This is a genomic window from Halomonas sp. DP8Y7-1, from assembly GCF_019801685.1.
GTDB lineage: Bacteria > Pseudomonadota > Gammaproteobacteria > Pseudomonadales > Halomonadaceae > Halomonas > Halomonas litopenaei_A.
Window position 1 is genome coordinate 159091 of the sequence record NZ_JAHVIN010000007.1, and the last position, 12193, is coordinate 171283.

The window sequence follows — 12193 nt, forward strand, 5'->3', positions numbered from 1 at the left end:
ACAATCTACTTTCCAGCCACCAGTGTTTTCACGGCGTCCATGAAGGTGTTGGGCTGCTGGCCGGCGGTGATTCTCCCCATCTTCTGGTACAAGCGGCACAGCGGCTCTTCACGTAGCTGTGCAGTGCGGAGTCGATACCATGTCTTGGTGTTGTACAGGCGGCGCCAGGGGCGTTCCTTCATGGTCACCTCGCAGGCGTGCCATCCAGGTAGGTGGTAGGGGGATCGTCGAGGTCAGCCTCGTCCGCCAGGGCTTGGATCAGCAGGGCCAGTAGTTCGTTGGTCCGTCTCTGCTTCAGAAGTATCTCGCGGAGTAACGAGTTGCTTGGCTCGCTCATGGGCGACAGCCCTCCACTTCTTTATGCGCTCACGTCGAGCGGCACAGCCTGAACATGGCATGGTGACCTCATCGAATAGGGACCGCCTGAGCTTTCTCAGGCGGCTGGTACGGAGTGCAGCGCTTCACAGCGTCCGCCCTTGGTAGGTGGGGACCACCTCCGGGTGCTGCAGGGTGTTTAGCGCGCTGAGCTAGGGCCTGGACGCGTACGGAGCGACCACTAAGCTCAAGCGTCTTACATCGGCTTTGGGCATTGGCTTGCATCTAAACCGTTGATATACCGATGAATGTGTTTTTGCCACAGGTTCGCTCTCAGCATACTCTGCGACCGCTTAAGTCGATCTGTAGGAGCGCTGGAGGTGGATAAGTACTTGGTCGAGAGCTACCTAACCGCTAAGAGCCGGCGGGTGAGATGGGCGGTAGTAAAGCTTTCTCAGCACTACAATGAAGAATCCAGAGAGGTTGTCTCGCGGCATGTCCTCGAGGAAGAAGCTCGTGCAGAAGCTGCAGCCCTATCTTTTAACTCACCGCCTGCCAGATAAAATCCTCGGGCAGCCCCTTCAATTGCGAGGTCGCTCCAGAATGCCCGCCAGATTTCAGGTTCGCTCAGTGCTCACCGATCCCGATAGCAAGAAGGTCGACTATTGGCAGGTTGTAGATACCCACCTGGACGATGACGTGATTGCTTCCCACCATGATTGCGAGGCCGCTGAGCGAGAAGCTGAGAAGCGTAATCGCGATTGCGATTCTGACTGATTGCTGTCGAACTCACCTCGTCTTGATCGCGTTCATGAACATGCGGGGCTGCTGCGACTGTTGCCGCTGGCGGCTGCCGAGGAAGAACCCCATCACGCTGCTGACCAGGCCTGCGGCAATGCCCGTCACCGCGATGTCGGCATACCGCTCACCGGTGGGCGTCAGCTCCACGAACGTCACCGCGCCGATGTAGGCGAACACTGCGACGATCACTAGGGTGCCGAGCAGATACACGAAGTTGCGGGCCAGCCAACCGGCGTTATCAGCCTGAAGCGTGGCGACTTGCATCGCCCTGGCATCCTGACGGTCATGCAGATAGAGGCGCGTCAGCTCGATGTCGAGTTCGCGCAGCTTGATCTTGGCCGCCTGTGGGTCAGCTTGCACCTTGCTCACTACCGCTTGCGGCGCGACTTGAGCGCCCAAAGCATCAGCGACGCGCTTACCCAGAGCAGCACCGACCAGCCCACCAGCACCAGGTACAACGGCATTGCCAGCCGCTGTAGCGGCAACCTGCGCCATGCCAGGGGCAGCCTCTTTGAGCGCTTGGCCCACGCTCGGTGCGATCTCGGATAGGAATCCACCAACGTCGCTCCAATTCATCACCGGTTCTCCAGGCGCGACACCCGGGCACCCAGGGCATCGATTCGGCTGTTGATCTGATCGCGGTACATAGCCGCGTCGTTGATCGTCATGTAGTCGTTGCCGACCTCACGCAGATCTGCACGAAGCTGTTCGGTCAATGTGATCAGCTGGGATATACGCTCGTCCTGGCGCGCTGATGTCTCGATCAGGGTTAGGGTGGTGTTGCCTGACCAGGCGAGCAGGCCGACGACGAGGGCTAAGAGCACGGTTTGGACGTGTCTCTCGAGAATAGGCTTGGCCTTCAAGGCAGTATCGGGACTCGTTTGTGACATCCCGCCTCCTGGGTGGGCCTGCGTAGACAATACGGGTTTACGGCTTTGAAACTCTGACGGTCTCGTCAAGCCAGCGAAACTGGACGCTCTCAGGCGTCAGGAATAACTCGCGCTCAGCCTTGCGGCGTCGGGTCAGCCCAGCCAGTACGCGACCACCGGCCTTGTTCCAGCGCGGCAGCTCGTCCGCGGCGCCACGGTAGTCGCCGGTATTAAGCTTGCGCAGGAGGGTAGAGGTCTCGAGAGCTGTAGGGCCGACGTTGTAGGTGAACGAGACCAGGGCGTCGAACTGGTTCTGGTTGAGCGGTACAACCACCAGGCGCTCGACGTCATCTTCGAACCGGGCAACGTCATGACGGAGGAAGGCGAATGCCTCATCCTCGGTGATCGTGTCGCCGGGCTGAACGCGGGAGCCATCGGGATAACGAGTCGTGCCGCGCCCGATGGTCCAGGGATGGCCGCCAGTACCGGGATCGGGGTATGCCTCAAGCTCAAGCCCCTCGAACTCGGCGACCAGGTTCAGTCCGCGCTGGCTGGTCTTCATGGCGACACCTCGGGGGAATAAAACAGCCCGCAGGAACGGGCAAAGACACCAGGTGGCGGCGTCATCACGGAAAAGGGTGCCGCCCGACCAGGGCGAGGGAAGGCTCGCAGGGCGGCATAACGAACTACGCCCCGGCGGGAGGCCAGGGCGCAGGAAAGAACAAGTCTGTCTGAACTAACGGATCGAGTATCAAGGACGGTATGCGGTTACTAACTTCGAGGGATCATTGAGTCGAGCAACAGCCTGCTGCGCCGAATGAAGAGTTTAGAATCACACCTCATTCGAGGAGTAGACCTCCACGCGATCTCGCCCGTTTCTTTTAGCTTGATACATAGCAATATCAGCTTCTCTTAATAGTCGGGAGAGGCTCGAAGCGTCCTGTCCATTCGTGCCAGAAATTCCAAAGCTTGCAGTGACAGTAATGGAAAAATCTTTGTAATTAATAGGTGAGCTTTTGAGATTTTCTCGTAACCTATCAGCCAATAATAAAGCTTCGTCTGTAGACGCCCCAGGCACCGCAAGGGCAAATTCTTCGCCTCCAAAACGACAAATGATGTCTGACGAACGCGTTAGGCTTTTCAGGCGCTGAGCAGCAGCATGCAAGACATGGTCTCCTGCTGGGTGACCATAGGTATCATTAACAGCCTTGAAGCTATCCAGATCAATCATTACTAGAGAAAACGGAGCATTATCACAACTGGATGCAAGTGCGTTGTCGCACTCAGCTAGAAAGGATCGGCGATTAGGAAGGTGGGTCAGCTCATCCTGTAATGCGAGCCTTTGTGCAGCCTTTTTAGATACACGAAGCTTCTCCTCAAGGTCCTTCTGCGCAGTAATGTCGATGGCTATTTCGATGCGAACCAGTCGGCCGTCAGGCCACACGGTTGCAATATCTCGGCATTGATACCACCGGTTATCTCTAGTGTTTCTAAACTCCCACACAACTGGATCGAGCGAGGGCTTGCTCCCTGGCGCTATCAGAGAATTCGTGCAGAAATTGCACGGACCAACTTGGTCTTCTTGTAAATATTGCCAGCACTTTTTACCTGAAGGCTCTCCAAATTTACTTTGGAGTGCTTTGTTGACGAAGATAAGTTCGTGGGTATCTAGATCGCTGACGTAAATGAGCGCATCAAGACTCTGGAAAATACAGCGTATCTCGTTCTCGCTGAGCTGATCTTCGTTTTTAGCAGATTCCCGCATGGCTCATCCCGGCATCAGTCTCTTTGACTTCTGTCTATATTGTACAACTTTCTTCACATTCGTATTAGTTTTTCGTGAAGAATGCAGAATAGTGTCGAGCTGGTGTATTGGCTAAGAGTACAATGCCCATGGCCTTCGGTATGAGGCAGAAGTATGTCGTTGTTTGAGCGGCCTGAGTAGCTAACCTATCGTGCAACTTAGTGAAATACGAAAAAACCCCGCCGGAGAGGGCGAGGCTTTGATATGTGCTAGCTGTTTGGGTGTACGCCGTCCAGCTTAAAGATAAGCTACAACATCGGGGCTTAGAAATCCAGCACTTTATGCAGCCTTTCTGATGTTTCTCACCATATCGCCGATCGTCTCGCTGATTGGCTCCATGGCTTCGCCCTCCCAGTGGTTGATCGACGCCTGGATCACGGACCACACCGGCATCCAGTCTTGATGCCACTTTCGGGTGTTGATTGCCACGCCGTACCAGTCGGCCATCATGGCGCCGATGCGCTCAGGAACCCATGCCGGCTGCTCGTTCGAAAGGTTGCGCTGCCGCTCAAGCAGCGCGACGTGGACCAGGTAGTGGACTCGCTCTTTCTTCGCAGGGCGCCAGGCTCGGCCATCGCCCCAGTTCGGGATACTGGCGATCACCTTGCCCTCGACGGCTCCCACAGCGTCATCTAGGTAGGCATTGGCCTGTTCCGTCGAGGGATGGCACAGCACATGCCCGATGGCGGCCAGCGTGGGTTGCTCGCGCTCCAAGCGGCAGATGCGTGCATAAACAGGCCCGTACTCGATGCCGTGTGCAGCGCCGGTGCCCCCTTTCTTGGTGAACTGCACGCCGCCACCGCTTTCCAGCTCCTCGAGGATGGGGCCCATCTGAGAGCGAACACCGGTATCGAGTGCCATGGCCCATGCCAGTTTCGGATCAGTCGTAATCATGCCGCGCTCTCCCGTTTTGCTCGTGCCTTGGCTTCGCTCGCCGTGCTGTGTTCGCTGATGCTTTGAAACCCTCGCCAGAGGGTGTAGCGGTCGACGCCGCCGTGAGTTGTCCTGCAGATCACGAACTCGCCGCTCTGTATCGAGTAGGCGCTTTTCCGTGACCACTTCACGACCGGCGTCTCGGGTCGTTGTGGTAGCGTCGATCTGGTGGACGCTCGCTCTGCTTGTCGCTCACTCGAAAACCTCCTCTGACCAGCCGCCGCCATCCTTCTTGCGGCGCTTCATGACCGCGATAAACCGGAAGGGGTAGAGGTCGGCGGCAATCTTGATCTTTGCTCGGGCATCGTCCCGCCAGAAGCCTTTGACCTCGTGACACTCCATCAGCCCATCAGCTCGCATTACCGCGAAGTCGGGTGAGTAGAAGGTGTTGTCAGCTAGGCGCAACTTAAGGCCTTCGAATCGGTACCAGGCGATCTCTCCGGCGACGCGCTTCTGCTCGAGCAGGGCGGCATAGGCCGCCTCTGTTTGGTTCATCTTTCCGGCCTTCATGCGGCCCAGGGCGAGGTCCCTCATCAGTCCTCCCCATCCATCTCGTGGAAGCCTTGGTGGATTAGCTCGTCTGCTACTGCATCCGCTGCTGCCTCGTATTCCTTAACCGCTTGCTCGCACTCCGCTAGGTGTGTCCCGCCGCGGAAAATGGACTCGATGCGTTCTACCTCGGCCTTTGCTTTGGCCAGCCTGCGTCCGGCTGGACTTGAGATGGTCATCATTTGGCATCCTCCTTGGCGGCGATGAACTCGAGGGCGTCAGCCAGGGCGCCGACGATGGGCTCGTCTGTGAAGTGGTCGAGGCCACGGTTGATGGTGTCGGTCAGCCACCCTGGCTGCCGGGCCTGCATCTCAGGGCTGGCATGGATCGCCTGATGGCACACCCGGCAGACGGGCATGGAGAAGCTGTCCGGGGCTGTGGTGGCCATGCCAGACAGGCCCCAGTGAAGGCCGATCACGTGATGCGCGTCAGTGGCGCGGCCATCGCACACACAGCAGCGCAGGGAGCGGACAAACGCCAGGTAACGCTCACTACGCCACCGGGTGTCGGTCGACGCCTTCCGTGCTGCCTTGCGGCGCTTCTGCATTGGTTTGCGAGCCATCGGCGCACTGTTGCGGAGTGGCGTCTTACGTTGGAGGGCTGAGCGCTTCATGAGCCCCTCCTATCGATCCTGTCCAACAGCTCTTGGATGGACTCACGGGCCCGGCGCTTGTCCTCGCGCTGGGCCCATACCAGGGAGGCGCAGGCGCCAAGGCAGGCAATGATCCCAAAGGCAAATAAAGCGTGAGTGCCGGTCATGCGGCCTCCCGGTATTCGTCGTAGACCTTCAGTGCTGGCTCGCTCCACGCCACGTCGAGCTCTACGCCGGTGGAGTAGAGAAACTCGATGAAGGCGGCGGCCTCGGCCTTGCGGAACTTGGTGGTGGTCGGCCGGACGTAGACCGGCTCCTTGGTCTTCCAGTCCCAGACCCGCTCGCCCGGCTTGGCCAGTGGCGTGCCTTGCTCCTCCATCTCCTGGGCGAACTGGTTGACCAGGACCGCTTTCACGCCGTCGAACGAGTAGCCGCGGAAGGCCTGGCGATGAATGTCGGTGATCATGGCGTGGAACTTAGCGTTCTGGCTCAGGACGCGCCCGGGCCGACGCAGGACCAGCTCCACCGGCCCGGCCTCGAGACCCTTGCTCGCCATCCGCCCGGCCATGCCCAGCACGCCCTGGAGGTCGCGAAGGGACTCGATGCGGTAGGAGTGCTCATTGCTCATGCCGCGCCCTCCGCGATTACACTGTGTCCGAGTTCGATGTCGCGGTCATGCCATCCGGCTTTGAACCAGGCGACGAGATGTGGTGATAGGTTGGCCGGCGCGTGGCAGCCTTCCTTCTGGTCGCGGGCATGCCGCCCTTTCCGGTACTGGTGCCAAGGGTCTGATCGCAGCGGATGAGCCCGGTTGAACTGGCGCCGCTCGACGTCCCGGATCCCCAGGCCCGCGGCCTTGCCTTCGATCGAGGCCCGGGAGCGCTTCAGCAGGGCCGCGATGACAGGTACCGGGGTGAACTCCTCGTACATTTCACGCAGCTTCTGCTCCTCCTCCTCAGTCCAGGCGCGGGGGCTCATGACCGCACCCCCGCCATATGCTTCTCAGCCTGCTCCAGCACTTCCTGGCGGCGCCTCTCGAAGCGGTCGGCTTCCTCTTGGCGGCGCTGGCGTGCAACCTCGTCGTTGTGGTTCAGAAGGTCGCGCAGATGGGCGATGACCTTGGCGCGCTTTTCCGGGTCGTATCCGGGCTCGTCTTCCGGGCGAGTCGGCGCGGGCAGCAGATGCTTCACCTTGGGCGACTCCAGCCGGCCCTGCTTGACGGCCTCGTCAATGGCCTCCTTGCGAAGTTCCTTGCTGTCGCCGAGGGTGGGCCACCAGCGAGGCTTATCGCCCCTTGCTTTGGTTGCGGCGACCTCGCGCTCGTAGGCGGCGATGAAAGCCATCCGGGCACCCACCTTGTCGCCCAGCTCCAGCACCGGGCTGGCGGCCCCCATGGCCTTCGCGATCTCGTCGGTCCAGACCACGGTGGTGTTCTCGTCTTGCGACTCCAGCGCCTTGGCCCAGGCCTCGTTGGGCGTCAGGTGGTCATCGCTACTCGCCATGCGCTCGAGGATGGCGGCCAGGGTCAACCGGCCAGACAGCTCTGAGCGGCACCGGGCCAGAGCCTGCTCGACTTCACCGCGCTCCCGGTCCTTCAGGTCGCGGATCATCAGCGACGCGGCGGCGGGCTTGATTTCGCTGCCCAGCACCTCGGCGGTGGCGTAAAGCTGTTCCAGAAGCTGTTCGGCGTCCTGTCGTGTCAGCGGCATGGTTATTCCCCCCAGTTGCCCAGCAGGCGCTTGGCCTCGTCGGCGGCGCTGGCGTTGGCTTGCGTGCCGTCCATCTGGCGGGCACGGGTGGCGGTCATCTGATTCCCGGTTTGCATCTGCATCGCGATGTTTTCGCAGTCAGCCAGCAGCAGGCCGACGGGATGGCCCTTGGTGACGTAGTACTGCGAGTTGATGCTCAGGAAGTACGCGGCGACGCCGGGGGCAAGGTCAGCACCCACCCGGTCAACCAGCTGGCCAAGCTGCCCAGCCACCTTGGCGTTCCAGATCGGCCAGACGCCGTAGCGGCGGCGGTACGTCACGGCGTAGTTCGCCCAGGGCTTGAAGGTCTTGGCGCCCTGATCCTTCGGCCCTGGCATGTCGGCAGGGATTGCGGCACGGGGTTCGTCAGCAGGCTGATCACGCTCCACCAGATCGCCGGTCGAGGCGGGCGGCGTAGCCCCCGGCTCCAACACTGGTTCATTGGACGGTTCAGTGGATGGTTCAAAGGACGGTTCGGGTGACACTGTGTCACCCCGTTCCTGCACAGGTGTCACCCCGTTTGTGTCAGGCTGACACCCCGTTGCTGTACCAGTGTCACCCCGTTTCTTACGGGATGACGCCTTGTCACCCCGTTTGCGGGGGAGGTCAGTAATCACGATGTCGTAAACCACAGGACGCTGATCGGCGCGCTCAATGTGAGCAGCGGCGATGGCCTGATTACCCATGCGAATAACGCCCAGGGAGAGAAGGTCATTGATCTTGCGGGTGACAGTGCGACCAGACAGGCCGGTGTACTTGGCCAGTGTGGCGTTGGACGGAAAGGCGTGACGCCCGCAGTTATCTGCATGGTTGGCCAGCCCCACCAAAACAAATCGGGCACCGGCATCAGTGACGATCTCTTGGTTCATGGCCCAAGTCATTGCTTCTACGCTCATGCGGCACCTGCGATGTTGTACTGAGCCCACAGGCCGGCAATCCAATTGACGCCCTTGGGTGTGAATTTGGCCTGGCTGTAGGAGTGGCCACCGTCCTCAGTTACCCCGGTCTTGACGACGAAGCGGTCAGCGTCGATATGCCGCTGGTACGGCATCCACTCGCCGCCCAGGCGGTACATGACACGGCTGTCTTGCAGGAAGGCGCGGAACTCGCGCTCGTTGGCCTGGAGCAGCTTGGCGACCTGGCGGAAACCCTTGTTGCCGGAGTCGGCGGAGACGTAGCGCTCTACAAACTCAACGGCAGGCTTGGCATGCTCAAGGGCGGCCTCAGCGCGCAGCTTGCTCTCAACCTCATCGGCCCAGGCACGGGCGGCCTCGACAGGGTGGGTGAAGTCGGGCAGGGCAGGCTTGGCCGTGCCAGTCTCGAGGTCGTACCAGCGCTTGATCACGGCAGCCCGGCGCTTGACGTCGTAGCCGGTGACCAGCACTTCGGTGTGGTAGCGATCGAGGAGGAAATGCTGTGTGTACCCGCGCGAATCCCGCTCCTCGGTGACATGACGCAAATCTGCGTCATCCCCCATTTGCTCCAACATCGTGCGAATATCTCGGATCACGTCACCGTGACGCTTCCCGGTCAGCTCCGAGATTTCGCGGCTCGACATGGTGGGCTTGATGGTTTCGATGATGTCGTTCATACTTTGATCACCTTTTGAAGTAGTGAAGCCCCGCCTCTGGTCGCCAAACCTGCGGGGCTTCGTTGCATCAGGCCTTGGCCAGTCTCGGCTCGGCCATTTCCTCTAGCTCCGCCTCAAGAGAGGTCAGGGCGTCGATCTCAGCGCGCACCGCCTTGCGGATCTCTTTGCGCTCCTGAGCACTGATTCGGTTGTCCGCCAGCGCGTCACGTACTGTTTGCGCCACTGTTCCGGCTGCGACCTGATGGTTGATCACCAGGTCAAACAGGGTGGCGTCGTCGTCTCTGGCGCCTTTCTGAATCGCCACCATCCCCATCTGATCGAGAAGCGGCTGCACTAGGCGGGCATCGCGAGCAAAGCGGATCAGCTGGAAGTACTTGCTCAGGGATAGAGGGCGCCCATTGTTTGGGTTGAGCTGTGCGGACAAGCAGTTGTAGGTCATGCCCAAATCCCCAGCGAGGCGTTCCAGCCCGTACTCCTTCGCCACTTCCTGAATCGATGCTGTGAATTTATCCATGTGTTGAACTCTGCTCTGTTCTCGATCCTGTCGGCGGTGACAGGGCGGGGTTAATCTATGGGTGTGGTTAGGCGGCAGCGCCAAAGACCTGGGGGCAAAGCTGCGCTGCTTTGAACTCACCCCCTGTCAGAGCCTCGGCTCGCAGGGCGACCGCAGGAGACATGCCATGCTTGCCGCGAACCCAGTTGGAGACGGCGCCCTGATTAACCTTGAGCGCCTCGGCAGCCTTTGCCTGAGTACCGAAGTGAGCGACAAGGCGCTCAAAGATCGTGTCCATAACGCTTCCTTCTATGCGAATGCTCATATACTAGAATATGGGGAAAGCCATTTGCAAGGATATGAGTGCGCGCATAATAATCGTCGCATGGAATTCAAAGACCGCATGAAAGCCGCTCGCAAAGAGGCCAAGCTCACTCAGGTGCAGCTGGCTGAACGAGTTGGTATCGACCAATCCGTTATCTCCAGTCTGGAGCGCGGGAAGTACCGTGGTTCTAGTCACACGGTGGCTATCGCTTATGCGCTCGGCGTTAGCCCTCGATGGCTTTCTAGCGGAGCGGGCGAAATGCGGGAAACCAGCAACGTTTCGACCTTGCGCCCGCGCCGTCCAGCAGAAGGCAATGCCGAACTGATTGATCACGAGATCATCGAGGGTAGCGAGCCGCTGCGACCTGACGAGGTGATGTTGCCAGTGTTCAGAGAGGTGGAGTTTGCCGCTGGCGATGGTTGCGCCACCCAAGTCATAGAGAATCACGGGGCGGAGGAGCGCTTTAGTCTGCCGCGCCTGTCGAGGGCTGGAGTGCAGCCTGAGAATGCCGCTCTCGCTATCGTCAAGGGTGACTCAATGTGCCCGGCCATCAACGATGGCGCCACTATCGGCATCGACAAGGGAAGCCGAAGCATCGTAGATGGAAAGATCTACGCCCTCGACCATGACGGCATGTTGCGCGTAAAGCGCCTCTACCGAATGCCTCTTAACCGCGTGCGCGTGGTCAGCGAGAATAGCTTGGAATATCCGGAGGAGGTGTACAGCCTTGCTGATCCGGACGCACCGAAGATCCTTGGGAGGGTTTTCTGGTGGGAGAATTTTGACTAACAACAGCTCCTGTAGGAGCTCGATGCCAGAGCCGTCTTGATAGAATTTTGCCTGGGCCAGAAATTGCAGAGTTGATTTCTAATAACTATATGATTTTCAAACACGTAGGGTAATGACGGAATGTCTGAGAAGAGAAAGGAAGCTATCATATCCTCCATTAGTGAGGTAACAATCGATCAGATCCAGGATTTCTTGGCTAGCAAATTTATTCCGCGTGTCTGTCAACTTTGTCACGGTGAGATGATGGTGCTCCCAGCCTACAAATCCCCCGAAGAGGGCGATGGCAGTGTAGAAGCTGTTGAGGATAAGCCATCTATCGCTCATTTAGTGATGCATGGGAGGCCTGATCAGCACTCCGAATTTCGCATGCCGTGCTATACCCTTGCATGCATAAGGTGCGGTGCCTTCAATCGCTTGTCTTTTGGCCCGCTACTAGAGCAGCTTGGCGCCGATCCTGACCAACCTACGGAGGATGCAGCAGGGGAGCAAGCCAGTGAGCAATAAGCCCGCTGACCCGAAAAAGCCTTCATCTGGACAAGCCACTGGAGAACGCCCAAGCTGGCTCAGTGTTGAGACCGCTTTTTGCAAGCAGGTCATGCTCTCTGCTGATTCCAACGGTGCATCATATTCGGTCATTCAATTTGTCAGACCGTCTGAGGGGGCTGCTCCGTCACGGAACTGGCAGAGTATGGTAAGCGATGGTGAAGATGCTAGCCTTGCGGACCACTTTGATGTATTTCTAAGTGACGGTGAGGTAGAGGAGCAGGGTTGTGATCAGGAGCTCCATGCTGCTACCGTTCAGGAGCGCCAAGCAGATCATGATAATGCAGCAGATATGAGTACCCAAGACCGCTATATCGACGCTCGTCTCGAGGGCATCGAGAAGAAGCTAGATGCCCGTATGGAAGCCTTGCAGCGCTTCCAGGAGCAGGCCGACGTGCGCGCCGAGAAGGCCGTAGAGCGCGTTGAAAAGGCTGTAGAGCGGGCCGAGGCAAGCAACCGATCTACTCGCTGGACCGTGATCGGCACAGGTCTTGCTGTCATTGGGTTGGTGGCGACCATCCTCTACGGCAATTTGACGGCGTTCCAGCAGACGGTGTCAGATCAGGGCGCTTGGCTGCGACAAAGCGTCGAAAGAATCGAGTCTAAAGTCGACAATCGCCCCAGCCCCGACTCGGTTGAATCGGTCACGCCCGAAAGCTAAACCAGTGGTGATCCGAAACCCGCCCTCGAGGCGGGTTTTTTTGGTGCCCGCCTGTAGCGTCCCGCCCGATAGCCGCCCATGAGGCGGTTTTTTTATGTTCTAAATCATACCGCTGCGTTCTTTTGCCCATATTCCTAACAAAAATATGAGGACGCGCATTGACAGTAAATATGCGTATGG

20 protein-coding genes are annotated in these 12193 nt (G+C 59.0%); 3 read left to right on the forward strand and 17 right to left on the reverse strand.

The features are described from left to right. Positions 1 to 5: 5 nt before the first annotated feature. Both KUV41_RS11540 and KUV41_RS11545 read right to left on the reverse strand, forming a co-directional pair. Entirely contained in the window at positions 6 to 182 is a 177-nt protein-coding gene (locus tag KUV41_RS11540; protein WP_222486195.1) for a hypothetical protein, read from the reverse strand. 2 nt (positions 183 to 184) lie between these two features. Beyond that, positions 185 to 337: a hypothetical protein gene (locus KUV41_RS11545; RefSeq protein WP_222486196.1), complete on the reverse strand. Its 153-nt coding sequence runs from the start codon at positions 335 to 337 to the stop codon at positions 185 to 187. A 494-nt stretch (positions 338 to 831) separates the two neighbouring features. On the opposite strand from KUV41_RS11545, the gene KUV41_RS11550 reads away from it, so the two are divergent. Further along, positions 832 to 1092, forward strand: a complete 261-nt coding sequence (locus tag KUV41_RS11550) for a hypothetical protein (protein WP_222486198.1) — start codon at positions 832 to 834, stop codon at positions 1090 to 1092. A gap of 12 nt (positions 1093 to 1104) precedes the next feature. On the opposite strand, the gene KUV41_RS11555 is transcribed toward KUV41_RS11550, so the two are convergent. The 15 genes from KUV41_RS11555 to KUV41_RS11625 all read right to left on the reverse strand — a co-directional run bounded on the left by KUV41_RS11555 (position 1105) and on the right by KUV41_RS11625 (position 10020). Continuing rightward, entirely contained in the window at positions 1105 to 1611 is a 507-nt protein-coding gene (locus KUV41_RS11555) for a hypothetical protein (protein WP_222486200.1), read from the reverse strand. Between the two features lie 80 nt (positions 1612 to 1691). Beyond that, entirely contained in the window at positions 1692 to 2006 is a 315-nt protein-coding gene (locus tag KUV41_RS11560) for a hypothetical protein (RefSeq protein ID WP_206937018.1), read from the reverse strand. Between the two features lie 37 nt (positions 2007 to 2043). Further along, complete coding sequence (locus tag KUV41_RS11565; RefSeq protein WP_222486203.1) at positions 2044 to 2547, reverse strand: lysozyme; 504 nt, start codon at positions 2545 to 2547, stop codon at positions 2044 to 2046. Positions 2548 to 2817: 270 nt separating this feature from the next. Then, entirely contained in the window at positions 2818 to 3750 is a 933-nt protein-coding gene (locus tag KUV41_RS11570) for a sensor domain-containing diguanylate cyclase (protein WP_222486205.1), read from the reverse strand. A 318-nt stretch (positions 3751 to 4068) separates the two neighbouring features. Further along, positions 4069 to 4650, reverse strand: a complete 582-nt coding sequence (locus KUV41_RS11575; RefSeq protein WP_222486207.1) for a hypothetical protein — start codon at positions 4648 to 4650, stop codon at positions 4069 to 4071. A gap of 264 nt (positions 4651 to 4914) precedes the next feature. Next, on the reverse strand, positions 4915 to 5256 hold the full coding sequence (locus KUV41_RS11580; RefSeq protein ID WP_222486209.1) for a hypothetical protein: 342 nt from the start codon (positions 5254 to 5256) through the stop codon (positions 4915 to 4917). Beyond that, positions 5256 to 5453: a hypothetical protein gene (locus KUV41_RS11585; protein ID WP_222486211.1), complete on the reverse strand. Its 198-nt coding sequence runs from the start codon at positions 5451 to 5453 to the stop codon at positions 5256 to 5258. Before KUV41_RS11585 ends, KUV41_RS11580 begins: the two co-directional genes overlap by 1 nt. After that, entirely contained in the window at positions 5450 to 5884 is a 435-nt protein-coding gene (locus tag KUV41_RS11590; protein WP_222486213.1) for a DUF968 domain-containing protein, read from the reverse strand. The genes KUV41_RS11585 and KUV41_RS11590 overlap by 4 nt, the downstream gene beginning before the upstream one ends. 142 nt (positions 5885 to 6026) lie before the next feature. Further along, a complete protein-coding gene (locus tag KUV41_RS11595) occupies positions 6027 to 6491 on the reverse strand; it encodes a recombination protein NinB (RefSeq protein WP_222486215.1) in 465 nt (154 codons plus the stop codon). Then, positions 6488 to 6841 (reverse strand): hypothetical protein, encoded by a 354-nt coding sequence (locus KUV41_RS11600; protein WP_222486217.1) that lies wholly within the window; start codon positions 6839 to 6841, stop codon positions 6488 to 6490. The genes KUV41_RS11595 and KUV41_RS11600 overlap by 4 nt, the downstream gene beginning before the upstream one ends. Continuing rightward, on the reverse strand, positions 6838 to 7572 hold the full coding sequence (locus tag KUV41_RS11605; RefSeq protein ID WP_222486219.1) for a hypothetical protein: 735 nt from the start codon (positions 7570 to 7572) through the stop codon (positions 6838 to 6840). The genes KUV41_RS11600 and KUV41_RS11605 overlap by 4 nt, the downstream gene beginning before the upstream one ends. Positions 7573 to 7574: 2 nt before the next feature. Next, positions 7575 to 8480, reverse strand: a complete 906-nt coding sequence (locus tag KUV41_RS11610; RefSeq protein ID WP_222486221.1) for a helix-turn-helix domain-containing protein — start codon at positions 8478 to 8480, stop codon at positions 7575 to 7577. Positions 8481 to 8503: 23 nt separating this feature from the next. Then, positions 8504 to 9202: a phage antirepressor KilAC domain-containing protein gene (locus KUV41_RS11615; RefSeq protein ID WP_222486223.1), complete on the reverse strand. Its 699-nt coding sequence runs from the start codon at positions 9200 to 9202 to the stop codon at positions 8504 to 8506. Positions 9203 to 9269: 67 nt separating this feature from the next. Further along, complete coding sequence (locus tag KUV41_RS11620) at positions 9270 to 9716, reverse strand: phage regulatory CII family protein (RefSeq protein WP_108133152.1); 447 nt, start codon at positions 9714 to 9716, stop codon at positions 9270 to 9272. A 67-nt stretch (positions 9717 to 9783) separates the two neighbouring features. Continuing rightward, complete coding sequence (locus KUV41_RS11625; RefSeq protein WP_315900580.1) at positions 9784 to 10020, reverse strand: Cro/CI family transcriptional regulator; 237 nt, start codon at positions 10018 to 10020, stop codon at positions 9784 to 9786. A gap of 78 nt (positions 10021 to 10098) precedes the next feature. Here KUV41_RS11625 and KUV41_RS11630 point away from each other — a divergent pair, with 78 nt between their 5' ends. Both KUV41_RS11630 and KUV41_RS11635 read left to right on the forward strand, forming a co-directional pair. Beyond that, complete coding sequence (locus KUV41_RS11630; protein WP_261396023.1) at positions 10099 to 10809, forward strand: XRE family transcriptional regulator; 711 nt, start codon at positions 10099 to 10101, stop codon at positions 10807 to 10809. 493 nt (positions 10810 to 11302) lie between these two features. Continuing rightward, positions 11303 to 12013, forward strand: a complete 711-nt coding sequence (locus KUV41_RS11635) for a hemolysin XhlA family protein (RefSeq protein WP_222486229.1) — start codon at positions 11303 to 11305, stop codon at positions 12011 to 12013. Positions 12014 to 12193 lie beyond the last annotated feature (180 nt).

Excerpts from the sequence above, each read along its gene's own strand:
- KUV41_RS11540 (WP_222486195.1), bottom strand. The coding sequence starts at position 182 with ATGAAGGAACGCCCCTGGCGCCGCCTGTACAACACCAAGACATGGTAT.
- KUV41_RS11545 (WP_222486196.1), bottom strand. The coding sequence starts at position 337 with ATGAGCGAGCCAAGCAACTCGTTACTCCGCGAGATACTTCTGAAGCAG.
- KUV41_RS11555 (WP_222486200.1), bottom strand. The coding sequence starts at position 1,611 with ATGGCGCAGGTTGCCGCTACAGCGGCTGGCAATGCCGTTGTACCTGGT.
- KUV41_RS11560 (WP_206937018.1), bottom strand. The coding sequence starts at position 2,006 with ATGTCACAAACGAGTCCCGATACTGCCTTGAAGGCCAAGCCTATTCTC.
- KUV41_RS11565 (WP_222486203.1), bottom strand. The coding sequence starts at position 2,547 with ATGAAGACCAGCCAGCGCGGACTGAACCTGGTCGCCGAGTTCGAGGGG.
- KUV41_RS11570 (WP_222486205.1), bottom strand. The coding sequence starts at position 3,750 with ATGCGGGAATCTGCTAAAAACGAAGATCAGCTCAGCGAGAACGAGATA.
- KUV41_RS11575 (WP_222486207.1), bottom strand. The coding sequence starts at position 4,650 with ATGGCACTCGATACCGGTGTTCGCTCTCAGATGGGCCCCATCCTCGAG.
- KUV41_RS11580 (WP_222486209.1), bottom strand. The coding sequence starts at position 5,256 with ATGAGGGACCTCGCCCTGGGCCGCATGAAGGCCGGAAAGATGAACCAA.
- KUV41_RS11585 (WP_222486211.1), bottom strand. The coding sequence starts at position 5,453 with ATGATGACCATCTCAAGTCCAGCCGGACGCAGGCTGGCCAAAGCAAAG.
- KUV41_RS11590 (WP_222486213.1), bottom strand. The coding sequence starts at position 5,884 with ATGAAGCGCTCAGCCCTCCAACGTAAGACGCCACTCCGCAACAGTGCG.
- KUV41_RS11595 (WP_222486215.1), bottom strand. The coding sequence starts at position 6,491 with ATGAGCAATGAGCACTCCTACCGCATCGAGTCCCTTCGCGACCTCCAG.
- KUV41_RS11600 (WP_222486217.1), bottom strand. The coding sequence starts at position 6,841 with ATGAGCCCCCGCGCCTGGACTGAGGAGGAGGAGCAGAAGCTGCGTGAA.
- KUV41_RS11605 (WP_222486219.1), bottom strand. The coding sequence starts at position 7,572 with ATGCCGCTGACACGACAGGACGCCGAACAGCTTCTGGAACAGCTTTAC.
- KUV41_RS11610 (WP_222486221.1), bottom strand. The coding sequence starts at position 8,480 with ATGAACCAAGAGATCGTCACTGATGCCGGTGCCCGATTTGTTTTGGTG.
- KUV41_RS11615 (WP_222486223.1), bottom strand. The coding sequence starts at position 9,202 with ATGAACGACATCATCGAAACCATCAAGCCCACCATGTCGAGCCGCGAA.
- KUV41_RS11620 (WP_108133152.1), bottom strand. The coding sequence starts at position 9,716 with ATGGATAAATTCACAGCATCGATTCAGGAAGTGGCGAAGGAGTACGGG.
- KUV41_RS11625 (WP_315900580.1), bottom strand. The coding sequence starts at position 10,020 with ATGAGCATTCGCATAGAAGGAAGCGTTATGGACACGATCTTTGAGCGC.
- KUV41_RS11630 (WP_261396023.1), top strand. The coding sequence starts at position 10,099 with ATGAAAGCCGCTCGCAAAGAGGCCAAGCTCACTCAGGTGCAGCTGGCT.